We start from the raw sequence: 24158 nt of genomic DNA on the forward strand, positions 1-24158 counted from the left end.
GTGCTTCGATTCTGTGACCGTCTGACATACACTGCGCGGCCGTTTTTTAACCGGAACACGACAGACATGAAAAACGCCTCTCCGGCCCGTGCCTGCGGCATCGACTTCGGCACGTCAAACTCCACCGTCGGCTGGCTGCGCCCAGGCGTGGAAACCCTCATTGCGCTGGAGGACGACAAAATCACCCTGCCCTCGGTGGTGTTCTTCAATATTGAAGAACGCCGCCCGGTGTATGGCCGTCTGGCGCTGCATGAGTACCTGGAAGGCTATGAAGGCCGCCTGATGCGCTCACTCAAAAGTCTGCTGGGTTCCAAGCTGATCAAGCACGACACCAGTGTTCTGGGCACGGCCATGCCGTTCAAAGACCTGCTGGGGCTGTTTATCGGCCAACTGAAAAAACGCGCCGAAGCCACCGCCGGTCGCGAATTTGAAGAAGTGGTACTGGGCCGCCCGGTGTACTTCGTCGATGACGACCCGCTGGCTGACCAGGAAGCCGAAAACACCCTGACCGACGTGGCCCGTGCCATTGGCTTCAAGGAAGTGTCCTTCCAGTACGAACCCATCGCCGCCGCTTTCGACTACGAGTCGACCATCGAGCGCGAAGAGCTGGTGCTGATTGTCGACATCGGCGGCGGTACCTCCGACTTCTCGCTGGTGCGCCTGTCACCCGAGCGGCGCGGCATGGACAACCGCCAGGACGACATTCTGGCCACCGGCGGTGTGCACGTGGGCGGGACCGACTTCGACAAACAACTGAGCCTGCAAGGCGTAATGCCGCTGTTCGGCTACGGCAGCCGCATGAAGAGCGGTGCCTACATGCCCACCAGCCACCACATGAACCTGGCGACCTGGCACACCATCAACTCGGTGTACTCGCAAAAATCCCAACTGGCGTTGGGCAGCATGCGCTACGACATCGAAGACACCGGCGGCATCGACCGCCTGTTCAAGTTGATCGAACAGCGCGCCGGGCACTGGCTGGCAATGGAAATCGAAGAAACCAAAATCGAACTGACCCGCAACGACAGTCGCCACGTGCCGCTGGACCGTATCGAAGCCGGGCTCAACGTTGACCTGAGCCGTGCGCTGTTCGAAGCCTCGATCGACAACCAGCTCGAACGCATCCGCAACAGCGTGACCCAACTGCTGGGCAATGCCGGCGTGGCTGTGGAGCAGGTGGACACGGTGTTCTTCACGGGCGGTTCGAGCGGTATTCCGGCATTGCGCCAGAGCGTGTCGGCCATGCTGCCCAATGCGCGTCATGTTGAAGGCAACATCTTCGGCAGCATCGGCAGCGGTCTGGCGATTGAAGCCAAAAAGCGTTACGGCTGATAGCCCCTCACCCCACCCTCTCCCGCAAGGAGAGGGCTGGGTGAAGACCGGCGATCAGACCAACTCCACCTGCTTCAACTCACTCTTCAAATACGCGTAATAAATCGGCCCGGCCACCACCCCCGGCAGGCCGAACGCGGCTTCGAACACCAGCATCGCCAGCAGCAATTCCCACGACTTGGCACTGATCTGCCCGCCCACAATCTTGGCGTTCAAAAAGTATTCCAGCTTGTGGATAACGATCAGGTAGGCCAAGGCCCCCACCGCCACCCAAATCGACAGCGACAGGCCAACAATGGTGATCAGCGTGTTGGAGATCAGGTTGCCAATCACTGGCAACAGGCCCAGCAGGAAGGTCAGCACGATCAGGGTCTTGGTCAGCGGCAAGTGAACGCCGAATAACGGCAGCACCACGGCCAGGAAGACCCCGGTAAACACGGTATTGAGCAGTGCGATTTTGATCTGCGCGAAGACGATGTTGCGAAACGCTTGAACCAGCAGGTGCAGGCGCTCGAACAGCGCGGCGGACAAGGGTTTGCGTCGGCTCACATCAGGGATGCGCTGCAAGGCGATGATGGCGCCCAGTACCATGCCGATCAGCAAGGTCACGAACATGTGCGCCGCGTCTTTCCCCACCAGTTGCAGGTCGCTCAAGTGCTTGTTCATCCACGCCCCGATGGCGACGCGAAACTCCGCCGCACTGGCGGGCAGGTAGCTGTCTAAAAACGGCGGCAACTGGCCACGGGCCTTGTCGACCACGGCCATGAATTTGTTCAGAGATGCACCGGGGTTCTCGGCCTCGTGCAGCAAAAAGCTGATGGCACCGGCAAAAATCAGCGCCAGCACACTGACCACCAACGTGCCCAGTAACATCACCGCCAACCAACGCGCACGGCGCCCGGCAATCAGGCGTTGCAGTTGCGGGGTGAGCATGTTGACCAGCTCGTACACCAGCAAACCCGCCAACAGGCTGGGCAACAAGCGCAAAGGAAATACCAGCAACAAGCCGCCCGCAATAATGATGTAGCTGGCCAGCAAGATGTGACGCTGAGAAAACGATGGCATACAGCCTCAAAACAAGCAGGGTAAAAGGACGGGCAGTCTGCCAGCCTTCGACGGGGATCACTACATAATGTGACTGACGGAGGACGGGGCAGGCCCTCTGATCAGCCCTGGCCAAGGCTGCGTAGGGTTAGCGCCGCGCTCGAATGAACGCGGTGTCTCGCAACGCTTCGCAGCCTGGGGCAGTGAGAACGCGGGGGCGACAAGTGACTACTTTTTCTTCAGGCAATCGCTCATGAACGCTTTACGCTCATCGCCCTTGAGTGCCTGGGTGGTGGCCGTGGCATTGCAGGTTTTCATTTTTTCTTGCTGAGTCATCGCACCGGCCGGCTTGGCTTTGAGGCAACTGCTCATAAAGGCTTTACGCGCGTCGCCTTTGAGGGTTTTGGCACTGGCCTCGGCGTTGCACGCGGTCATTTTGTTTTGTTGGGCCGTGGCCGCAAACCCTTGCGAGCACACCAACACACCCATCAGCAACAGAGGAACACGCAGCATCTTCATGGAGTTTTCTCCTTGTGGCCGCAGCGGACGCGGCGGACTTCATCGCAGTGTAGACAAACTCTGTTACAGCTTCCTCATGACCGCTTAAACATGCCGCGCCTTGCGCCGATACTGCTCAGGCGTACAGCAGGCCAGACGCTGAAACATCGCAATAAACGCCGACGCCGTGCTGTAACCCATGTCGAAACCAATGTCTTGCACGCTGCGCGACGACGACTCCAGTGCTTCGATGGCTGCCAGAAAACGCAAGCGCTGGCGCCACTCCCCAAAGCTCATGCCCAGCTCACGCACGAACAACCGCGCCAACGTACGTTCGCTGACATGCGCCTGTTCGGCCCACTGCCCCAACGGGCGGTTGTCCCCCGGCTGTCGCTGCAAGGCGGCCAGCACACCTTGCAAACCGGGGTGATTGGCGTAGGGCAAAAAGCATCGATGCACGGCCGCCTGGCTCAGTTGGTCGACCAGCACCTGGGCCAGACGCTGGTCGGCCTCGCCTTCGGGAATGTTGACATCGCGGCGGGCGAAGTCGCTAAGGATGGCTTTCAGGATGTCGCTGATCGCCAACGTGACCGGCCGGGGCGGCAGGTGCTGGCAATGCGCTGCATCCAGATACACCGAACGGTAAACAATGGCCTGGGCATTGTAGGCACTGTGCTCGGTATTGGGCGGGATCCATAACGCGTACTGCGGCGGCGACATAAACCGCTGCCCGTCGACCTCAAAACGCATCACGCCATGGGCCACGTAGTCCAGCGAACCCCAGGCATGCCGGTGTGGGCACGCGTGGCTGTGCGCGTCGATTTCGGCGTAACGAAAGTAGACCGGAGCCGGTAATTGATCGAACTCGGGAACGCTGATCAGGTTCTTGCGCATGCTGTCTGGATTCACGAAGAGGTTGGCTGGATCGAAGTATAGGCCTGCGGACAGACAAGCGGATAATCGCGGCTCATTAATTCTGTGGTTGTTCCTGATGCAATACGCTTACCCGCTACTGGCCATTTTTATCTGGGCCGGCAATACCGTGATCAACAAACTCGCCGTGGGGGCGATCTTCCCCTCGGAGATCGGCTTTTATCGCTGGCTGCTGGCCGGGCTGCTGTTTACCCCGTTCATGATCAAACCGGTGCTGGCCAACTGGCCGGTCATCCGCCCCAACCTGGGCAAGATCTTTATCCTCGGCGTGCTGGGCATGGCGGTGTATCAAAGCCTTGCCTACTACGCGGCGGCCCGCACCTCGGCCACCAACATGGGCATCATTTTGTCGCTGATGCCGTTGATGGTGCTCACCCTGTCCATCATCAGCCTCGGCCAGCGCCTGACCGCAGGGGCGCTGGTGGGCGCCGTGCTGTCGTTTTTCGGGGTGCTGGTGGTGGTCTCCAGTGGCAGCCTCGGCACTTTGCTCGATCAAGGCCTGAACCTGGGAGACGCGATGATGCTCGTCGCCACCCTCGCCTACGCGATTTACAGCACCCTGCTCAAGAAGTGGCAATTGCGCCTGCCGCCGCTGCAGATGCTCTACCTGCAAGTGCTGGTGGCGATTGTGGTGCTGCTGCCGCTGTACCTGATCTCGCCCAAAGTCGGCCCGACCGTGCACAACATCGGCCTGGTGCTGTACGCCTGCGTGCTGGCGTCGATGATTGCGCCGTTGGCCTGGATGAAGGCAGTTGCATTGCTGGGGCCGAGCCGCACCACCCTGTTCTTCAACTTGCTGCCCTTGATTACCGCATTGATTGCCGCCGTGGTGCTTAAAGAGCAGTTGCACCTGTTTCATCTGGTGGGTGGCGCATTGACGCTGGGCGGGGTGATTCTGTCGGAACGCTGGACCACGCCGGTGCGCAACATCCGATAAAACTTTCTCGGTGCGCTGAACTCACACCCTATGAACCGACTTCGCCAGCAGAGCGAGGCGGCAACCGGATTAGTGAGGAGATTGAAATGACCGAGATAACGTTATCCGACAAGCAAACCCTTCGCGAACGCGCTCGCAAGAACGTCGAAGAAGGTGCCGTAACCGAAGGCTACAGCGCAGACCGCGAAGAAATTCTGCGGTTGCTCAATGAGTCGCTGGCCACCGAACTGGTCTGTGTTCTGCGCTACAAGCGTCATTACTTCATGGCCAGTGGCCTGAAGGCGAGCGTCGCGGCGGATGAGTTCCTGGAGCACGCCAATCAGGAGATGGAACACGCCGACAAACTGGCCGAGCGTATTGTTCAGTTGGGCGGCGAGCCGGAGTTCAACCCTGACCTGCTGTCCAAGAACGCCCACGCCCAATACGTGGCCGGTACGACCTTGAAGGAAATGGTGTACGAAGACCTGGTCGCTGAGCGGATTGCCGTCGACAGCTACCGTGAAATCATTCAGTACATTGGCGACAAAGACCCGACTACCCGCCGGATCTTCGAAGACATCCTCGCGCAAGAGGAAGAGCACGCCGACGACATGGCCGACATTCTGCAAGACCTGTAAGCCTCATCAGGCCTGACAGCGCCCGCCCCCCGTCACGTGGGGGCGGGCTTTTTTGCGGGTTTTTTGCGTGCTTGAGCCCTCGCCCCACCCTCTCCCGCGCAGGGAAAAGGTGGGAGTGAGGGCAAGCCTTTACTTCACGGTCTTGGGCACTTTGCCTTGCTGCATCTGTTGCAGCAGCGGTGCGCACTGGTTGGGCTCGTCGCCACTCGGCGCCACCAACGCCAGCAGTCCGGCTGCCGGGCCAGCAATCACACCCAGAGCGACCATGCCCGCACCGCGCAGCATCAACGGCACGGCTTGCACGCCCGCCGACGGGTTACCAAACGTTCCGCGCACGTACAACGGCGAACGCAGCGAGAACAACCGCAGCCCCTTGGACTCCGGGGTGATTTTCAGGTCCAGTTGCTCGGTGGCGAAGTTAGCCGTGCCGTCGATGTAGATGATCGCGTTCTCGGTGTCGAAAACGAACAGCCGCGACGTCGCCAGGCCGTCTTTGATCCCGAAGTCCGCCGCCGCACAGTTGATCTTCACGTCTTCGTCACCAAAGATTTTGCCCACGATGTAGTTGCCCACATTGAGCCCGGCAATTTCCATCAGGCCACGGCTGATGGCGCCGTCGTTGACGATCATTTTCAAGCCGCCATTCGAGGTGGCCAACAACTTGGCCACCGAATTGCCACGCCCGGAGATTTCCGCATCGCCATTGAGCTCACCGAAGCTGGTTTTCATAGGCTCGAAGGTGGGGAACAGTTGCTTGAGTTTGAAATTGCGCGCGGTCAGTTTGGCCCGCCCTTCCAGCGGTGTGCTGCGGCCGTTGAGGCGAATTTGCGCGTCCAGCTTGCCGCCCGCCACGCCGAAACGCAGCGGTTCCAGGCTCAATTGACCATCGTTCAACACCAGGTGCGTGTAGAGATCGGTAAACGGCAGCTCGGCGCTTTGCACGATGCGTTTGCCGGTGAATTCTACGTCGGCGTCCATGTCGCGCCAGCGCTCGGTACGGAACTCTTCCACCGGCAGCACCTTGCCCGCCGGTTGCTTGCTCGCGCCTGCGCTGGCTTTCGGGGCGTTGGCGGCTTTGCTGCTGTCCACGCCGATCAACGGCCCAAGGTCAGCCATCAACAGTTGATTGGACACCAACTTGCCCGACAACGTGGGGCGGGGCTGGCTGGCGGCGTATTTCAGGTCGCCGTGGATGTCACTGTTGCCAATCTTGCCGTTGAAGTTTTCATAGGTGAACACGGCACCGCCCGGCTCATGCAGCTTGGCAATCAAGTGGCCATCTGTGGAATAAGGCGGCGAATCCGGCAATGTCACGCCCGTCAGCGGATAGAGGTTGCTCAAGCTGCTGCCAGCCAGTTTCAGGCGCAGATCAAGCGCCCCCAGGTTGAGCGGGTCCGTGAGGGTGCCGGCCAACGCGACCTTGGTGTCAGCGATGCTGACTTGAGCCTGCAACGGGAAGGGTTGGTTCGCGTCCTGAAGCGCTAACAAGCCACCGATCTTGCCTGTGCCGTCGAGGTTCTGACCGTGGTACTGGCCTTTGACCTTCAACGCGAAGGCGTAGTCCTGCGGAGCAGCGCCCTTTTCTTGCGACTTTTTCGCTTCTTTCTCACCCACGATTTCACTGAACGGAATCGGCTTGCCCAGCGGATCAATCACTACATCCAGCCGGGTTTTCAGGGTCTGGTCATTGAGGGTCACATGGCCCTTGTCGAATTTGATGGCACCGATGTCCACCGTCCAGTTGGAGGGTTCGGCGTCCGGGTCCTTGGGATCGAAAGTGAAGGTCCAGTTCGCCCGACCATCCGCCAAACGCACCAGGTCGGCGCTCGGCTGAACCAAATCAATACGCGGAATGGCTACGGTCTGGGTCAGTAAGGCCAACGGCGACAGACGCGCCTCAACCTTGTTCAAACTGGCCATCTGGGGCGTCTTGGACCACTCGGGGTTGCCCAGCGTCAGGTCTTCAGCGATCACGTGCGGCCACGGCACCCAGGCGCGCCAGCCGCCTTCATCGGGCTCACGCTGCCACTGCACAGCCAGATTGCCGTTGATGGCAAACGGGCGATGCAAAATTTCAGAAACCTTAGTGTTGATGGTCGGCTTGAGGCGGTTCCAGTCGAAGGTGGCGATCAGCACCACCAGCACGGCAACCAACAGGGCAAACAGGCCCACAACCCAGGCAAGCACTTTACGGGTGCGCGTCATGACACGGCTCCTTATTACGTCTGAACGTCCAGATTGCGACGCGTATAAAAGTACGACCGGCAAAGGCGGTCCAAGGTTTAACCCGTGTGCCGCTTTGCCTCAAAAAAGCCTCGTGTTCTCTTTTACCCGTCCGCAAAGTAGCGGGCTAGAGGCCTTTGGTTGAACAATCAATTGTGTCGATTATCACCATTGGCCGTATGAACTTTGTTATCGAAAATCCAAGCGTAGCATTGCCCCCGTACCCACTGACTGCCTTGCTACGGAGCACCCGCATCATGAAACGCCCAGCCATGTTTGGTTTGACCCTGTCACTGTTTGCCTTTAACGCCTTCGCCCTGCCCGCTGAAGATCAGTCGGCGCCCTTGGCACAACCCGCCTCCAGCACCTTGAGCGAGCCTTTGAACCCGGTCGCTGAAGACGGCGCACAACGCACGCTGGATCAACACAACCGTGTGGCCGAAGACGGTTACGACCGCACCCAGAAGCAGCAACAAAACCGCCTGGCCGAAGGTGGCGCAGAGCGTCTGGCCGAAAGGAATCAACGTGCCAGCTAAGCGCACCGCAGTCGTCGCTGACGAGCAGCGCGAAACGATCGCAAGCCCGACCCCGCGTTATTCGTCACTAACGACTGCGTCACGTTTACCCGCCTGAGCCTTTAACTGCGTTCGACGTCATCAAAGCTGATTTGCTAGAGTGCGCCGCTGCACTTGTCAGGAAGACCCGCCCAGATGCTCCCCCGCGCCGAACAGAAACAACAAACCCGCCTTGCGCTGATGGACGCCGCCCGCCACTTGATGGAATCGGGGCGCGGCTTTGGCAGCCTCAGCTTGCGTGAAGTCGCAAAAACCGCTGGCATCGTGCCCACCGGCTTTTATCGGCACTTCAGCGACATGGACCAATTGGGCCTGGCGTTGGTCAGCGAGGTCGGCCAGACCTTTCGCGAAACCATCCGCCTGGTACGCCATAACGAATTGTTCATGGGCGGCGTGATTAACGCATCGGTGCGGATTTTCCTCGATGTGGTCGAGGCCAATCGCTCGCAGTTTCTGTTCCTCGCGCGGGAGCAATACGGCGGCTCGCAACCGGTTCGGCAGGCCATCGCGGCATTGCGCGAAGACATCACCTCCGACCTGGCCGCCGACCTCGGCTCCAAGCCCAAACTGCACCATCTCAACCCGGCGGCGCTGACCGTGATTGCCGATCTGGTGGTCAAAAGTGTATTTGCGGCGTTGCCCGATGTGATTGATCCGCCCGCCGAACCGCTGCCGGACTACCTGCAACCGCAGGCCAAAATCAGCCAGCAACTGCGCTTCATCTTCATTGGCCTCAAACACTGGCAAGGGTTGGGCAGCACCGAGTAAGCGACTTCGCACCTCATTGGTGCAACACAGCCCAGTGCGCGCACTTGTTTAGATCAAGTTTCATCTTCCTGCTCTGTTTTTGAGCATACGATTCGCGACATCAGTGATGCCCGGCCAGGTTGGCAAGCCCCTTGCTGTGAGCATGCCTATCGTTAATCGCAGGAAGCCTACCGATGCTGGTCATTCACCGAAGAGTCGACGCCCACCCCGTGTGGAGCGCCGAACTGCACCTCAACTTCGAAGCCCGAAGCAAAAGCCGCCTGCGCTGTTTCAGCAGCGACGGTGAAGAGGTCGGGCTGTTTCTGGACCGCGGGCAGACGCCGCTGCACGACGGCGAATTCCTTCAGGCGCAGGACGGGCGCATCGTGCGCGTCTGCGCCAGCCCTGAACACCTGCTGCACGTCACGTGCGACAACGCGTTCGAACTGACCCGCGCCGCTTATCACTTGGGCAATCGCCACGTGGCGCTGCAAGTGGGTGACGGCTGGCTGCGACTGCTGGATGACTACGTGCTCAAGGCGATGCTCGAACAATTGGGCGCCTGCACCGACGCCATCGAAGCCCCGTTCCAGCCTGAACACGGCGCCTACGGCGGTGGTCACCACCACTCCCGGGCGGGCGAAGAAGACTTCAACTACGCGCCCAAACTTCACCAGTTTGGTGTGCGTTTGTGAGCCCGGCCTGGGCGCTGCTGCGTCTGGCCAGCCCGCAATTGCCCATTGGCGGCTACAGCTATTCCCAAGGGCTGGAAATGGCGGTGGAGCAAGGCCGGGTGCGCGATCCGGCCAGCGCCGCGCGCTGGATCAACGACCAGTTGCTGCTCAACCTCGCCCGCTTCGAAGCCCCGCTGTTGCTCGCTCACTGCCAGGCTGCCGCCCAAGCAGACTGGCCCGCCCTGCAACGGTTTTGTGACGAACACCGCGCCAGCCGGGAAACCCGCGAACTGCATCAGGAAAGCCGGCAAATGGGCTATTCCCTGCAACAGTTGCTGACCGGCTTACCCGAACTGGATGAGCCCGCGCGGCAGTTCCTCTTACAGCAAGGCGAGCCGCATCTGGCGCTTGGCTGGGCACTCGCCGCACGTGCGTGGGGCATCAACCCGCAGGACGCATTGGCGGCATGGCTCTGGAGCTGGCTGGAGAACCAGTTGGCCGTGTTGATGAAAACGCTGCCGTTAGGCCAGCAAGCGGCACAACGCATGACCAGCGAGTTATCCCCAAGCCTGCAACTGGCGCAACTGCACGCCAGTCATCTGGATGTTTCCCACATGGGCAGCGCCGCTTTTGGCCTGTCATTAGCGAGCATGGCCCACGAGCGCCAGTACAGCCGCCTGTTTCGGTCCTAGGAGTTTTGAATGAATACACAACCTCTGCGTGTCGGCATTGGTGGGCCGGTCGGCTCAGGTAAAACCGCGCTGACCTTGGCGTTGTGCCTGGCGTTGCGGGACCGTTACAACCTGGCGGTCGTGACCAACGATATTTATACCCGCGAAGATGCCGACTTTTTGGTACGCAACCAGGCATTGGCACCCGAACGCATCATTGGCGTGGAAACCGGCGGCTGTCCCCATACCGCCATCCGCGAAGACGCCTCGATCAACCTCGAAGCGGTGGATCAATTGAACCGCCGCTTTCCCGGCCTGGACGTGATTCTGGTGGAATCGGGTGGGGATAACTTGTCAGCCACGTTCAGTCCCGAACTCTCCGACCTGACGATCTACGTGATCGACGTATCGGCGGGTGACAAGTTACCGCGCAAAGGTGGGCCGGGAATCTGCAAGTCGGACTTGCTGGTGATCAACAAAATCGACCTGGCACCGCTGGTGGGCGCCTCGCTGGAGCTGATGGACAGCGATACGCGGCGCATGCGCGGCGACAAACCGTTTGTGTTCAGTAACCAGAAAACCGGCTTGGGCCTCGATGCGATCGTGGCTTTTATTGAGCGTCAGGGGCTGTTGATAACTCAATAGTGCGAGGTATCAGGGGGATTTTGAGCGCTTCGCGCCTGATCGCAGCCGAGTGTGGCTGCGATCCATCCTTACGCAATGATTACGCAATCCACTTGCGGTCGCCGGTAAAGCAAATGGTCAGCCAGCGTGCGCTGTCAGCCTTGCCCAGCATCGCGGATATTTCCTCACGAATGGCATCAAGGGTTTTCACACTGGTCAGCGGATACCCCGAAGGCAACACGATGTGAATTTCAATGAAACGCGCCCGGCCATGCTTCTGCACATAGGTTTTGTAACCTTCAAAACCATGCCGCGCCGAGGCGATTTCCAGTGCCTCGCGCACCTTGTCGTCCAGTGCGTCGGGGGCAATCCCCAGCACGTCGCGCAATGCCGGCTTGAGGATTTTGAACGCAGGCGCAAGCATGCTCAGGGCCAGCACAATCAGGATTGCCGGGTCCACATAAGCTGCCCACTGTGCATAACCCTGATGCGTCAGGGCCAGCGCCGTGAGGAAACTGATCAACAGGCCCACCGACAACATGGCATCCACCAGCCAACTGATGTTGTCGAACTGAATCAGCGTCGATTTCAACGTTCGATTTTTGCGCCGAACCCAGAAGTAGTAGCCAAATTCGATCACGGTAAACACCGCTGCGTAGAGGATGACCAGCCCCAGTTCAATCTCGCGCCCGCCATTGATGATGCCGAATACACCATTCAGAAAGGCATAGATCGCAATCAATAAGAGGAAGCTGCCTTCGATCAACAACACCATGGGTTCAAGGTGCCAGAAGCCGAACTGGAAACGCTGGTTGCTCTCCTTGGCGATGAGTTGCGCCGTTATGAGCATCAACACCTTGATAAACGTTGCGATCAACGAGAAAAAGCCATCAAACAGGATGGATTGCGACCCCGAAATAAAACCCGTCACGATGCCCGCAATGGCCACCGCAAACATTAGAACAGTCGATTGTTTGAGCAGAATCTGCTCGCCACGGTTACTCACAAAAACTCCTTTCAGCCCGATGGAATGCGACCCCCTCAGGAGGTCGCGGGTGGGCTGCCAGGGGCGAGTTTACTCCTTGGCGTGCCTTTCGATGGCAAAACCGCTCCAGGACTGCGTCACGGGCATCAGTTCAAGGCGATTGATGTTGATGTGTGCCGGGGTGTTGAGCACCCAGAAAATGGTCTCCGCGATGTCTTCGGGCTGAATCGGATCAGCGCCCTGATAGGTCGCGTCGTAGCGCGCCTGATCGCCCCCGAAGCGCACCATGGAGAATTCGCTTTCGCACAAACCCGGCTCAATGTTGCTGACGCGTACGCCTGTGCCTTGCAGATCGCAGCGCAGGTTCAGAGAGAATTGCTTCACAAAGGCTTTGGTGCCGCCATACACGTGGCTGCCGGGGTACGGGTAATTGCCCGCGATAGAACCCAGGTTGACGATCCCGGCACCGCGCCCGTAGGCAATCAGGCGCGGCAGCAACAGGTTGGTGGTGTACAGCAGCCCTTTGATATTGGTGTCGACCATGGTTTCCCAGTCGTCGAGCTTGCACTGCGGGGCCGGGTCAGTGCCGACCGCTAGCCCGGCGTTGTTGATCAGTCCGCGCAGCGTGCTGAACGAGGGCGGCAAGTTGGCAATCGCCGTTTCCATCGCCCCACGGTCACGCACATCGACCACCAGGCCGTGCACTTCTGTGTGCTTGGACAACTCTTCACACAGGGCGTCCAGACGCTCTTTACGGCGGCCGGTCAGCACCAGTTTCCAGCCTGCTTGCGCAAACTTGCGTGCACACGCCTCACCAAATCCAGAAGTCGCGCCGGTAATAAACAGGGTGGAAGTCATCGTGTTCTCCTTGGCTGGCGGGCAGGGTCCGCCGGGGTAATGGGACGGCCAGCAGAATGCCCCGAGTGCGTTTGAGCGGCAAGCAGGTTGCGTGGACAACCGTGTACTGTGCAAAAAACAACCAACCGTCTCCAGACCACATCGCACAAGGGATAGCGCCATGTGCGCTCACCTTATCCACAGGCCCGTCCACAGTCTTTGGGGGCAACTCGAAACGCGCAAAGCCCCGCCATGCAAGGGTTGCAGGCGTTTATCCAAGGTTTTTTGCTTGACCTGAATACGCACTCCATGCACACGCCCTAAAAAGGTGCGTGAAGTTGAAAGTGCAGGGATAGCCAGAGGCCAGTAATTACGCCGCTCAGGGCATTCTTTCCAGAGTTTAACCACAGACTTATCCACAGGGCGCAGCGGTTTTTTCAAGGCCGTATTTTTATCAACAAAGCTGTTGACAAATCACCCGAGAGGTCGCGGAAAAGACAGCGATCAAAAAACAACCACACCGCTACAGCCCTTATGAATAAAGGGCTACAGCCAACTACTCCCACGTTACCCACAGCCACCTCCACAGCAAACGGGGACAAGTCAAAACGATGACAAAACAACGAATTACAGCGTCTTTATGTCGCGCTTTCGCAGGGTTGCAATTTTGTTTTCCACAATTTCAGGCGGGGTAAGAACGGCTCGCCCCAAGGGGGCGAGCAGGGTGATGCTGACGGCGGGGTTTAATGGCCGCCCAGATAGGCGTTACGCACGTCTTCGTTGCTCAACAACTCTTTGCCCGTGCCGGTCAGGCGGATTTCTCCGTTCACCATCACGTAGGCGCGGTCCGACAACCGTAGCGCATGGTTGGCGTTTTGCTCGACCAAAAAGATGGTCATGCCGGTTTGCGCCAGCTCCCGCAGAGTGGCAAAGATCTGTTTCACCACAATGGGCGCCAGCCCCAGGCTCGGTTCGTCCAGCAGCAGCAACTTCGGACGGCTCATCAACGCACGGGCAATGGCGAGCATCTGCTGTTCACCACCGGACATGGTCATGGCCCGCTGATTACGGCGCTCCTTGAGCCGCGGAAACAGGTCAAACATGCGCTGCATGTCTTCTTTGGCGTGTTGGTCACCGATGGGGATGGTGCCCATCAGCAGGTTTTCCTCCACCGTCATGTCCGGAAACACACGACGCCCCTCCGGCGATTGGGCAATCCCGTTGGAAGCGATGTAGTGCGAAGACTTTTGCGTGATATCCACACCCTGATAAAGAATCTGACCGCCACTGGCGCGGGGCTGCCCAAAAATCGACATCAACAAGGTGGATTTTCCGGCACCGTTAGAGCCAATCAAGCTGACGGTTTCGCCCTCTTCGATGTGCATCGAGACCTTTTTCAACGCCTGAATCGGCCCGTAATGAACATCCAGTTCCTTGAGTTCGAGGATCGTGCTCGTCATATCAGCTCCTCTTCGTCTGCACCCAGATACGCGGCGATGACTTTCGGGTCGTTGCGAATGGCGTCAGGCCCGCCCTCAGCGATCACGTTGCCGTGGTCGAGGACCACGATGTGGTCGGAAATGCTCATGACCATGCCCATGTCGTGCTCGATCAGCACCACGGTCAGGTCGTGCTCGTCTCGCAACAATCGAATCATGCCGCTCAGGGCTTCGGTTTCCTGCGGGTTGAGGCCCGCCGCCGGCTCGTCAAGACAGATAATTTGCGGCCGCGTACACATGGCCCGCGCAATCTCCAGTCGCCGTTGCTGGCCGTAAGACAACTCGCCCGCCAGACGGTTGGCGCAGTCCACCAGATCCACCACCTCCAGCCAGTAGAAAGCGTGGTCCAGCGCGTCGCTTTCAGCCTTGCGGTAGCCCTTGGTATTGAGAATCCCCGCCAGCAGGCTGCGATTGACCCACATGTGCTGGGCCACCAGCAGGTTCTCCAGCACGGACATTTCCTTGAACAGGCGAATGTTCTGGAAGGTTCGTGCCAGACCGGCGCGGTTGACCAGGTGAGTGCCGCCGAACATTTTGTAATACAGCCGGCTGCCGAACGCTTTGGGCGAGACAAAATCCGTCACCCGAAACGGCTCGCCGAGCAGTTTGATCACATTGGTGCGGGTGCCCCGCGCGTTGAGTTCGATCCTGCCGCCGGTGGCTTTATAAAAGCCGGTCAGGCAGTTGAACACGGTGGTTTTCCCGGCCCCGTTAGGGCCGATCAGGGCGAAGATCGAATTGCGTTTGACCTTGAGGCTAACATCGCTCAGGGCCTTGATCCCGCCAAAGTGCATCATCAGCTTGTCCACCGAGAGCACGACGTCTTTATCCATGGAACGCTCGCTCATGGCGCGACTCCCTTGCGTGGTGTGACCCCGACACGGCTGATGCGAATCAGGCCCCGTGGCCGCCAGATCATCATCAAGACCATCAGCACGCCGAACAGCAGCACGCGGTATTCGGCAAAGCTGCGCAACAGCTCGGGCGCGACCGTCAGTACAAACGCGGCAATCACCACGCCGACAGTCGACCCCATGCCCCCGAGTACCACAATCGCGAGGATCAGCGCCGATTCAAAGAAGGTGAACGACGACGGGTTTACAAAACCCTGATAACTGGCAAAGAACACACCCGCCAGGCCCGCCGTGGACGCCCCCAGGGTGAACGCCGACAGTTTGACCAAGACGTGATTGAGCCCCATGGCGCGACAGGCAATTTCATCTTCGCGCAGGGCTTCCCACGCGCGGCCGATGGGCATGCGGGTCAAGCGATGCTTGATGTACAGCACCAACAGCACGACCAGAAACAGCACGATGTAAATGAACAGGAACTTGATGTTGGGGTTGTAGGCCAGCCCGAAAAACTCGTGAAACGGCACCCCGCCGTCTTTGGCTCGGCGCCCGAATTCAAGGCCCAGAAAGGTTGGCGATGGCACCGGCATGCCATTAGGCCCGCCCGTGAAAGACAACCAGTTGTTGAGCACCAGACGAATGATTTCGCCAAACCCCAGCGTCACGATGGCCAGGTAATCGCCGTGCATTCGCAACACCGGGAACCCGAGAATGCACCCGGCCATGGCTGCCGCAATCGCCGCCAATGGCAGCACCGACCAGAACCCCAGCCCCAGATACTGATAGCCAAGGGCCAGACCGTATGCGCCGATGGCGTAGAACGCCACATAGCCAAGATCGAGCAACCCCGCCAGCCCCACGACGATGTTCAGCCCAAGGCCGAGCAACACATAGATCAGGCCCAGAATCACCACGGTCAGCAGGTACTTGTTGGCAAAGAAGGGAAACACAATCGCAATGACGATCAGCAGTGGCACGATCCAGCGCAGCCGCGTCTTGTAGTCCGGCGGCAACACGTGCACGCCCGAGCCCGTGGATTCAAAACCCTGGAGCACTTTGAGACCACGGGGTGTTTGCAAAAACAGGCTCAGGGCAAAGCGCCCGACCATCACGATCGCCACCAGCCAGCCGACCCGGGCGGGTTGCAAATTGAAGCTATAGCCGTCGAGCACCACCCCCACAATCGGGCCGAACACAATCAGTGAGATCAACCCGGCCAGGATCGAATCCACGACACTTTTTTTCACATCAATCGGTTTATTAATGGCTGCAGACATACTTACACCTTCGCCACAAGTGGACGACCCAGCAGGCCTTGAGGACGGAAAATCAGGATCAGCACCAGCAGCGAGAAACTGAACACGTCTTTGTAGTCAGAGTTGACCAGACCGGCGAACAGCGACTCGGAGATGCCGAGGATGATGCCGCCGAGCATGGCGCCGGGCAGCGATCCAATCCCGCCGAGCACGGCGGCCGTGAACGCCTTGATACCGATGATGAACCCGGCATAAAAGTCGAACGTGCCGTAGTTCATGGTGATCAGCACACCGGCCAGTGCCGCCATGGCTGCACCGATCACGAACACGTAGGAAATCACCCGATCCGTATTGATGCCCAGGATCGACGCCATCTTGCGGTCCTGTTGCGTGGCGCGGCACATGCGACCCAGCTTGGTGTACTTGATGATGTAGGTCAGCAGGCCCATGCCCACGAAGGCGGCGACCAGAATGAAGACCTTGGTGTAGGTGAGCTGGACGAAACCGGTCCCGATATCGACCCGCCACGCCCCGCTGAGCAGCGTGGGCACGCCTTGCTGGCGCGAACCTTGTGCGATTTGGACGTAGTTTTGCAGGATAAGGGAAATGCCGATCGCACTGATCAGCGGTGCCAGTCGTGTGGAATTTCGCAGGGGTTTGTAGGCCACTCGCTCAATCACCCAGCCATACACCCCGGTAACCACCACGGTGAAAATCAGGGTGCCCAGCATCAGCAGCGGGAAGGATTCAATACCGAAGTATGCCAACAGAGCCAGACTGATCGCCGCGAGGTAAGCAGAGATCATGTACACCTCGCCGTGGGCGAAGTTGATCATGCCGATGATGCCGTAGACCATTGTGTAGCCGATGGCGATCAGGCCGTAGACAGACCCGAGGGTCAGGCCGTTCAGCAGTTGCTGTAGGAAAATACCGTCCATAACGCAATCTCACGCACTGGAGCCAATCCGCAGACACACGCCCCCCACACCGTCCGAAGACAGTTTGAATGACTGGATTTACGTGGCTCCTGGAAAAGAAGACAGGTGATGCAAAGCCTCACCCGCCCGACCGCCACTCAGGCAACGGTCGGGCGAGGGATTCAACTCACTTCTGTTTTTCCAGCTGGTGATATTTGCCGTCTTTGTCCCACTGGTACATCACGTAGTCAGAGACTTTGAGGTCGCCCTTGCTGTCCCAGGCCTTTTCACCCATGACGGTTTTTACCGGGTTGGCCTTGAGCCATTTGGCCGCGTCTTCGCCTTTGTTGGATTTGGCGCCGTTGAATGCATCTGCCAGGGCCTGGATCGAGGCATAGGCGTACAGGGTGTAGCCTTCAGGCTCGGTGCCGCCTTTGCGGAATTGCTCTACCACGGCCTTGCTGTCAGGCAACAGGCGCGGGTCGGCGCCGAAGGTCATGAACACGCCATCAACGTATTGCGGACCACCGGCGGTGGTGACCAATTCATCGGTGACCACGCCATCGTCAGACATGAACTTCACGTCTTTAAGACCGTTCTCACGCATCTGACGCACAAGCGGGCCCGCTTCCGGGTGCAGACCGCCGAAGTACACGACGTCCGCGCCCGCGGCACGGATCTTGGTCACCACGGCGCTGAAGTCTTTTTCACCCCGGGTCAGGCCTTCATACAACACGGGTGTCACACCGCGTTTTTCAAGCTGGGCCTTGGTCGCGTCGGCCAGGCCTTGGCCGTAGGTGTCCTTGTCATGCAGGACCACCACTTTTTTACCCTTGAGCACATCGACGATGTAGTCGGCCGCTACGATGCCTTGCTGGTCATCCCGACCGCACATGCGGAACATGGCGCTCAGGCCGCGTTCGGTCACCTGCGGGTTGGTGGAACCCGGCGTGATCGCGATGACACCCGCCTCGTCATACACCTCGGACGCCGGAATCGTGGACGAAGAACAGAAGTGCCCCACCACTGCCGCTACCTTGTCCTGATCGACCAGACGGTTGGCCACCGCAACCGCTTGCTTGGGCTCGCAGGCATCGTCGCCTTTGACCAGCACGATTTTTTCGCCGTTGACGCCACCCGATGCGTTGATTGCATCCGCTGCCGCTTGTGCCCCCTTCATGTACTGCTCACCAAATGCCGCGTTGGCGCCAGTCATTGGACCGGCAACCCCGATTTTTACATCCGCCAGAACAAACGAAGACATGCCCATCGCAGCCGAAACGGCGAGGGCCAGAAAACCTTTCTTGTAGAACGTCTGCGACATGAGGTGGTGCTCCTGAGGTTTTTTTAGTTGGCACTTCGACTTCACTTAAAGCGCTGAGCAAGGCGCGTGCCATTGGTTTTTTATTCTTGAAAAAGCCGCTGTCTTATTGTTCTGTCGACTGTTTCGAGCCCATTTTTATTGGGCGTGCAACCGTCTAAACCGAGGAAGGTGTAACTGTTTGTTTTCAGCAGGCGCCACCTTGAGTCTTCAACCTTGCAACCGGGTTGCCCTGCAGCGCCCAATCGACCTGTAACCCGCGACGTCACCGAACTGCACACTCGCGGTGCATCGCTGCTACAGGGCGCACCATTAGAGGCTAGCCGTTACACACATAAACGGCGGACTAAATCACGATCCGTAAACATTGCCCGGCGTGGTACAGGGAAAAACCTGCCTCGTATAAACAACTGCGCAAACCGGTGCCATAGAGGGGCTGCATGGACGAAAACGGAATGGGCAGCGCCGTGGCGTCGCCGTGACACAAATAGTCGGCAAACGCCTTGCCCACCACGCTGCCCGTGGTGACCCCGCGTCCGTTGTAACCGGTGACTGCCACAAGACCGGGCGCCGGTTCAAATAAACGCATCAAGTGATCGGGGGTGAACGCAATACATCCCGTCCAGGTGCATTCCCACTCCACGCCTTTCAAATACGGGAAGTAGTGCTGCTGCACACGGTCGGCCCACGCTTTGAGGAACCAGCCGGGCTTCTGATTGCCATTGCCGAGGCTGCCCAGCAATAAACGGCCATCGGCATCCCGCCGAATACTGCTGAGTACCTGGCGTGTATCCCACGAGCCTTGCCCACCGGGCAGGATGCGCTGCGCGGTTTCGTCTGTCAGAGGCTTGGAGGCAACCTGGTAGTAATACCCTGGGAAAAAGTTACGTCGCAGGTCAGTCCATTCACCCTCAGTGTAGGCATTCGAGGCCAGAACCACCTGTTCGGCATTCACGGCGCCGCGCTCGGTTTGCACGGACCAGCGTTGCCCCTGGCGCTCCAGCCCGGTGACCGGGGAATGATCGAACAGCCGCCCGCCCAGATCACCCGCGGCCTTGGCCAGCCCCGAGGTGTAGGCCATGGGGTTGAGTGTGCCCGCGCGGCGATCCAGCAAGGCCGCGGCGATTTTCGAGGTGCCGGTGGCCGCTTCGCACGCCGCGCCGGTGAGCAGTTGCACGGGAGCACCGCGCAGTCGCCATTGCTGCTCGCGGCTGCGCAGATCGGCTTCACCCTTGGCGTTGTGGGCCATGTGCAAGGTGCCTTCGCGGCGCAACTGGCAATCAATGCGGTATTTGTCGACGAGGTCGAACACCAGCGCTGGCGCAGCCCCAAGCATGCGATTGAGCTGACTGCCCACGGCTTTGCCAAATCCGGCTTCGATTTCGTCGGGCGGGATCCACAGCCCCGCGTTGACCAGCCCCACATTGCGCCCCGAACCACCATGCCCGGTGCGATGCGCCTCCAGCACACACACGCTTTTGCCCTGTTCGAGCAAATGAATGGCGGCTGACAACCCCGTAATACCTGCACCGATCACGCAAACGTCAACGCTCAATTCGCCCTTGAAGGCAGGCGCTTGAGGACGTTGCGGCGTGAGGCTTTCCCACAGACATTCTTCGCGTAAAGGCATTGCCAAGCTCCACACCTGAAACTTAACCAGAAGCCCTCACCCCGGCCCTCTCCCGAAGGAAGAGGGTTGGGGTGAGGGCAAGCGTCCTACCTCAATCAAACGTAATACCCTGCGCCAGCGGCAGTTCTTGCGAGTAGTTGACGGTATTGGTCTGACGCCGCATGTAGCCGCGCCAGGCATCCGAACCCGACTCACGCCCGCCGCCGGTTTCTTTTTCGCCACCAAAGGCGCCACCAATCTCGGCACCGCTGGGCCCGATGTTGACGTTGGCAATCCCGCAATCACTGCCGGTGGCCGACATAAAGCGCTCCGCCTCGCGCACATCGGTGGTGAAAATGCACGACGACAAGCCTTGCGGCACCGCGTTGTTCAGGCGCAGGGCTTCGTCAAACTCGCTGTAGCCAACCACGTACAAGATCGGCGCAAAGGTTTCGTTGCACATCACCTCACTCTGCTCGGGCATTTCAACAATGGCCGGGCTGACGTAGTACGCATGTGGGTACTGGTCGGCCAGTTGGCGTTGTCCGCCGAAGACTTGCCCGCCTTCGCTCAAGGCCTGTTCGAGCGCATCCTGCATGTTGTCAAAACTGTGTTTGTCGATCAGTGGGCCAACCAGATTGCCTTCCAGCGGATGGCCGATGCGCACGTTGGCGTACGCGGTCTTGAGGCGGGTGAGGATTTCTTCTTTGACCGATTCGTGCGCAATCAGGCGGCGCAAGCTGGTGCAACGCTGCCCGGCCGTGCCCACGGCACTGAACAGGATGGCGCGCACGGCCATGTCCAGATCGGCGCTCGGGCCGAGGATCATGGCGTTATTGCCACCCAGTTCGAGGATGCTGCGGGCAAAGCGCGCGGCAATTTTGGGCGCCACTTCACGGCCCATACGGGTGCTGCCGGTGGCACTGATCAACGCCACACGCGGGTCGTCGACCAACGCTTCGCCTGCCTCGCGGCCACCGATAATCACTTGGCTTAAATGCTCAGGGGCGTCGCTGAAGGTGCTCAGTACCCGGTCAAACAGCGCCTGACACGCCAGGGCGGTGAGCGGGGTTTTCTCGGACGGTTTCCAGATCACTGCGTTGCCGCACACCAGCGCCAGCGTGGTGTTCCACGCCCACACTGCCACCGGGAAGTTGAACGCGCTGATGACACCGACCACGCCCAGCGGGTGCCAGGTTTCGCGCATGTGGTGACCGGGGCGTTCCGAGGCAATGGTCAGGCCATACAGCTGACGCGACAGGCCGACCGCGAAGTCGCAAATGTCGATCATTTCTTGCACTTCACCCAAGCCTTCCTGGGTGATTTTGCCGGCTTCCCAGGACACCAGCTCGCCAAGATCGGTCTTGTATTGGCGCAGCAGGTCACCGAATTGCCGCACCAGCTCACCGCGACGTGGCGCCGGCACAGTGCGCCAGGCTTCAAATGCGTGCTCGGCACGGGTCACGTGCTGCTCGGTTTGCGCCGCACCTTCCCAGTGCACGGCGCCAATCTGGCTGCCATCAATCGGTGTGTGAACGGGCTGTTTACCCTGTTGGTACAGCGCAGGGTCAACCCCTAAACGATCCAGCAATGCAGCGACCATGCAGGCACTCCTTCAACATGAAAACGTTCGCCGCCGGTTGCGGCTCAGGTCTTTAGTTGTAGCTGGCACATCTCGCGCCAACAAACGACCTTTAAGCGAGATATCATTCCGAAAATTCATGCAGCGCTGGTAACGTCAGCGAACAACAAAAAGCAGAGGCTGCCATGCTCAATAAACGCTACCTGCCCTCGATCACTGCCTTGCAGTGTTTTGAAGCGGTGACTCGCCACCTGAGCTTCACCCGTGCGGCTGAAGAGCTGAACCTGACTCAAAGCGCCGTCAGTAAACAGGTCGCGCAACTGGAAGAGTTGCTACAGCACTTGCTGTTTCGCCGGGTGCGGCGCCGTCTACAGCTGACGCCAGCCGGGGATTTGTACCTTGTAGAAGTCCGAAAAATCCTGACCCAAGTGGAAATGTCCACGCACACGCTGCGTTCCTACGGCGGGGAAACAGAGGTCCTGCGTGTATCTACACCCTCGACCTTCGGCGCTCGCTGGCTTGTCCCACGCCTTAAAGGCTGGCGTCTGCGACATCCACAGATTCATCTGGATGTATGCAATGAGCAGGAAGCCGATGAGTTGCTGCAAGGGCGCAGTGACCTGGCGTTCTACTTCGGCCAAGGCGCCCGCCCCGGCACCGAATCCCTGAAGCTGTTCGGCGAATCGCTGGTGGCGGTGTGCGCGCCATCGAGCCTGCCCGCTACCGCGTTCGTCGACGCGACGCAGTTGACCGATCTGGTCCTGTTGCAAAACGCTTCGCGCCCGCAAGCGTGGCATGAATGGTTCGAAAGCCAGGGCCTGCACACGGATCACAGTTATCACGGCCCGCGTTTTGACACGTTCTATATGTGCATCCGGGCGGCTCAAGTGGGCTGCGGGGTTGCACTGCTGCCGCGCTTTCTGGTCGAAGAAGAATTGGCTGACGGCACACTGGTCATTGCCTGGCCATACGCGTTACCCAGTCACGATGCGTATTACCTCGCCTACCCGGAACACGCGGCCGCAGTTCCCAAGGTCAAGGCGTTTGTGAGCTGGATGATGGAGCAAATTAAAGAAGAACACCCGTTGTAGCCGTTCTCAAAGCAAAAACCACTGGCACAACCGCACGCGGATATGCGCCACTAGCGTCATTCATTGAAAGCGCTGAAAGCCGTGGCAATCAGGCACGGCCAGCAGGGAGATTCGCGTTATGAGCGAGAGTGTGTTTGCCGATCGCATCGTGCAGAACTTGCTCGACACCGACTTCTACAAATTGACCATGATGCAGGCGGTGCTGCACAACTATCCCAACGTGGAAGTTGAATGGGAGTTTCGTTGCCGTAATCACGAAGATTTACGCCCGTATTTGAGCGAAATCCGGCATCAGATCGAGCGTTTGGCCGACGTCAACATGAGTCAGGACCAACTCGGTTTTCTGGAGCGGATTACGTTTATGAAGCCCGATTTCATACGCTTCCTGGGCCTGTTTCGGTTCAACCTGCGCTATGTCCATACCGGGATCGAAAACGGCGAGCTTTTCATTCGCCTGCGCGGCCCGTGGCTGCATGTGATTCTGTTTGAGGTGCCGTTGCTGGCGATTGTCAGTGAAGTGCGCAACCGATCGCGGTATGCCAACACGGTGCTGTCCCAGGCCCGCGAGCAGTTGTACCGCAAGTTTGACTGGTTGCAGGCCAATGCCAGCGCCGATGAACTGGCAGGGTTGCAGGTGGCCGATTTCGGAACACGTCGTCGGTTTTCGTACCGGGTACAAGAGGAAGTGGTCAACGTGCTCAAGCACGACTTCCCCGGCAAATTCGTGGGCACCAGTAACGTCAACCTGTCCCGCGAGCTGGACATGAAGCCATTGGGCACCATGGCCCACGAATGGATCATGGCGCATCAGCAACTCGGCCCGCGCCTGATCGACAGCCAAAGCGCCGCGCTGGACTGCTGGGTGCGCGAATACCGTGGCCTGCTGGGGATTGCGCTCACCGATTGCATCACCACCGATGCGTTCCTGAAGGATTTCGACCTGTACTTCGCCAAGCTGTTTGACGGTTTGCGCCACGATTCGGGCGACCCTGTGGTGTGGGCTGAAAAGTGCATCGCGCATTACCACCAGTTGGGCATTGACCCAATGAGCAAGACGCTGGTGTTCTCCGACAGCCTGACCCTGCCCCGTTCGCTGGACATCTTTCGCGCGTTGCGTGGCCGCATCAACGTCAGCTTCGGCATCGGGACCAACCTGACCTGCGACATCCCGGGGGTTGAGCCCATGAGCATCGTGCTTAAAATGACCGGCTGCAACGGCTCCCCCGTGGCGAAAATTTCAGATGAACCGGGCAAGACGCACTGTTCCGATCCTAATTTCGCCGCCTATTTGCGCCACGTTTTCCAAGTTCCTGAACATTCTCCCAAGGAGTGAAT

At 59.1% G+C, this 24158-nt stretch carries 23 protein-coding genes; 10 read left to right on the forward strand and 13 right to left on the reverse strand.

Annotation, left to right across the window (positions count from 1 at the left end; translation table 11 throughout):
* The first annotated feature begins 66 nt into the window (after nucleotides 1-66).
* A complete protein-coding gene (locus tag TU74_RS13055) occupies nucleotides 67-1332 on the forward strand; it encodes an Hsp70 family protein (RefSeq protein WP_047273165.1) in 1266 nt (421 codons plus the stop codon).
* Between the two features lie 54 nt (nucleotides 1333-1386).
* On the opposite strand, the gene TU74_RS13060 is transcribed toward TU74_RS13055, so the two are convergent.
* From TU74_RS13060 to TU74_RS13070, 3 genes are all read right to left on the reverse strand, one after another.
* Nucleotides 1387-2397 carry an AI-2E family transporter gene (locus TU74_RS13060; RefSeq protein WP_047273164.1) on the reverse strand — a complete coding sequence of 337 codons (1011 nt, stop codon included), beginning with the start codon at nucleotides 2395-2397 and terminating at the stop codon, nucleotides 1387-1389.
* Between the two features lie 207 nt (nucleotides 2398-2604).
* Entirely contained in the window at nucleotides 2605-2895 is a 291-nt protein-coding gene (locus TU74_RS13065) for a PsiF family protein (RefSeq protein ID WP_047282010.1), read from the reverse strand.
* Nucleotides 2896-2979: 84 nt separating this feature from the next.
* A complete protein-coding gene (locus TU74_RS13070) occupies nucleotides 2980-3768 on the reverse strand; it encodes an AraC family transcriptional regulator (protein WP_047273162.1) in 789 nt (262 codons plus the stop codon).
* A gap of 97 nt (nucleotides 3769-3865) precedes the next feature.
* Between TU74_RS13070 and TU74_RS13075 the strand changes: the two genes are divergently transcribed.
* Nucleotides 3866-4744: a DMT family transporter gene (locus TU74_RS13075; protein WP_047273161.1), complete on the forward strand. Its 879-nt coding sequence runs from the start codon at nucleotides 3866-3868 to the stop codon at nucleotides 4742-4744.
* An 86-nt stretch (nucleotides 4745-4830) separates the two neighbouring features.
* The gene (locus TU74_RS13080; RefSeq protein WP_047273160.1) at nucleotides 4831-5361 is read left to right on the forward strand and encodes a ferritin-like domain-containing protein; all 531 of its coding nucleotides are present in this window, start codon (nucleotides 4831-4833) and stop codon (nucleotides 5359-5361) included.
* Nucleotides 5362-5490: 129 nt separating this feature from the next.
* On the opposite strand, the gene TU74_RS13085 is transcribed toward TU74_RS13080, so the two are convergent.
* Nucleotides 5491-7566, reverse strand: coding sequence for an AsmA family protein (locus TU74_RS13085; protein WP_048376795.1), 2076 nt, complete (start codon nucleotides 7564-7566; stop codon nucleotides 5491-5493).
* A gap of 275 nt (nucleotides 7567-7841) precedes the next feature.
* Here TU74_RS13085 and TU74_RS13090 point away from each other — a divergent pair, with 275 nt between their 5' ends.
* From TU74_RS13090 to ureG, 5 genes are all read left to right on the forward strand, one after another.
* Nucleotides 7842-8120: a hypothetical protein gene (locus TU74_RS13090; protein ID WP_047273158.1), complete on the forward strand. Its 279-nt coding sequence runs from the start codon at nucleotides 7842-7844 to the stop codon at nucleotides 8118-8120.
* 174 nt (nucleotides 8121-8294) lie between these two features.
* The gene (locus tag TU74_RS13095; RefSeq protein ID WP_047273157.1) at nucleotides 8295-8927 is read left to right on the forward strand and encodes a TetR family transcriptional regulator; all 633 of its coding nucleotides are present in this window, start codon (nucleotides 8295-8297) and stop codon (nucleotides 8925-8927) included.
* 173 nt (nucleotides 8928-9100) lie between these two features.
* Nucleotides 9101-9601 (forward strand): urease accessory protein UreE, encoded by a 501-nt coding sequence (gene ureE, locus TU74_RS13100; RefSeq protein WP_047275125.1) that lies wholly within the window; start codon nucleotides 9101-9103, stop codon nucleotides 9599-9601.
* Nucleotides 9598-10272, forward strand: a complete 675-nt coding sequence (locus TU74_RS13105; RefSeq protein WP_047275123.1) for an urease accessory protein UreF — start codon at nucleotides 9598-9600, stop codon at nucleotides 10270-10272. Before ureE ends, TU74_RS13105 begins: the two co-directional genes overlap by 4 nt.
* Nucleotides 10273-10281: 9 nt before the next feature.
* Nucleotides 10282-10896: an urease accessory protein UreG gene (gene ureG, locus TU74_RS13110; protein ID WP_047273154.1), complete on the forward strand. Its 615-nt coding sequence runs from the start codon at nucleotides 10282-10284 to the stop codon at nucleotides 10894-10896.
* 79 nt (nucleotides 10897-10975) lie between these two features.
* On the opposite strand, the gene TU74_RS13115 is transcribed toward ureG, so the two are convergent.
* The 9 genes from TU74_RS13115 to amaB all read right to left on the reverse strand — a co-directional run bounded on the left by TU74_RS13115 (nucleotide 10976) and on the right by amaB (nucleotide 21753).
* Nucleotides 10976-11881: a cation diffusion facilitator family transporter gene (locus TU74_RS13115; RefSeq protein ID WP_047273153.1), complete on the reverse strand. Its 906-nt coding sequence runs from the start codon at nucleotides 11879-11881 to the stop codon at nucleotides 10976-10978.
* 69 nt (nucleotides 11882-11950) lie between these two features.
* A complete protein-coding gene (locus tag TU74_RS13120; protein ID WP_047273152.1) occupies nucleotides 11951-12718 on the reverse strand; it encodes an SDR family oxidoreductase in 768 nt (255 codons plus the stop codon).
* 722 nt (nucleotides 12719-13440) lie between these two features.
* The gene (locus TU74_RS13125) at nucleotides 13441-14157 is read right to left on the reverse strand and encodes an ABC transporter ATP-binding protein (RefSeq protein WP_047273151.1); all 717 of its coding nucleotides are present in this window, start codon (nucleotides 14155-14157) and stop codon (nucleotides 13441-13443) included.
* On the reverse strand, nucleotides 14154-15029 hold the full coding sequence (locus tag TU74_RS13130) for an ABC transporter ATP-binding protein (RefSeq protein ID WP_047273274.1): 876 nt from the start codon (nucleotides 15027-15029) through the stop codon (nucleotides 14154-14156). The genes TU74_RS13125 and TU74_RS13130 overlap by 4 nt, the downstream gene beginning before the upstream one ends.
* A gap of 11 nt (nucleotides 15030-15040) precedes the next feature.
* Nucleotides 15041-16324 (reverse strand): high-affinity branched-chain amino acid ABC transporter permease LivM, encoded by a 1284-nt coding sequence (gene livM, locus TU74_RS13135; RefSeq protein WP_048376796.1) that lies wholly within the window; start codon nucleotides 16322-16324, stop codon nucleotides 15041-15043.
* Nucleotides 16325-16326: 2 nt separating this feature from the next.
* A complete protein-coding gene (locus TU74_RS13140) occupies nucleotides 16327-17241 on the reverse strand; it encodes an ABC transporter permease subunit (protein WP_047273149.1) in 915 nt (304 codons plus the stop codon).
* A 166-nt stretch (nucleotides 17242-17407) separates the two neighbouring features.
* Nucleotides 17408-18544: a branched-chain amino acid ABC transporter substrate-binding protein gene (locus TU74_RS13145; RefSeq protein WP_047273148.1), complete on the reverse strand. Its 1137-nt coding sequence runs from the start codon at nucleotides 18542-18544 to the stop codon at nucleotides 17408-17410.
* A 343-nt stretch (nucleotides 18545-18887) separates the two neighbouring features.
* A complete protein-coding gene (gene amaA, locus TU74_RS13150) occupies nucleotides 18888-20171 on the reverse strand; it encodes an L-pipecolate oxidase (RefSeq protein WP_047275121.1) in 1284 nt (427 codons plus the stop codon).
* Between the two features lie 91 nt (nucleotides 20172-20262).
* The gene (gene amaB, locus TU74_RS13155) at nucleotides 20263-21753 is read right to left on the reverse strand and encodes an L-piperidine-6-carboxylate dehydrogenase (protein WP_048376797.1); all 1491 of its coding nucleotides are present in this window, start codon (nucleotides 21751-21753) and stop codon (nucleotides 20263-20265) included.
* Nucleotides 21754-21917: 164 nt separating this feature from the next.
* Here amaB and TU74_RS13160 point away from each other — a divergent pair, with 164 nt between their 5' ends.
* Both TU74_RS13160 and pncB read left to right on the forward strand, forming a co-directional pair.
* Nucleotides 21918-22823: a LysR family transcriptional regulator gene (locus tag TU74_RS13160; RefSeq protein ID WP_048376798.1), complete on the forward strand. Its 906-nt coding sequence runs from the start codon at nucleotides 21918-21920 to the stop codon at nucleotides 22821-22823.
* A 118-nt stretch (nucleotides 22824-22941) separates the two neighbouring features.
* Nucleotides 22942-24156, forward strand: a complete 1215-nt coding sequence (gene pncB / locus TU74_RS13165; RefSeq protein WP_048376799.1) for a nicotinate phosphoribosyltransferase — start codon at nucleotides 22942-22944, stop codon at nucleotides 24154-24156.
* The last annotated feature ends 2 nt before the right edge of the window (nucleotides 24157-24158 follow it).

The sequence above is a fragment of the Pseudomonas lundensis genome (assembly GCF_001042985.1).
GTDB lineage: Bacteria > Pseudomonadota > Gammaproteobacteria > Pseudomonadales > Pseudomonadaceae > Aquipseudomonas > Aquipseudomonas lundensis.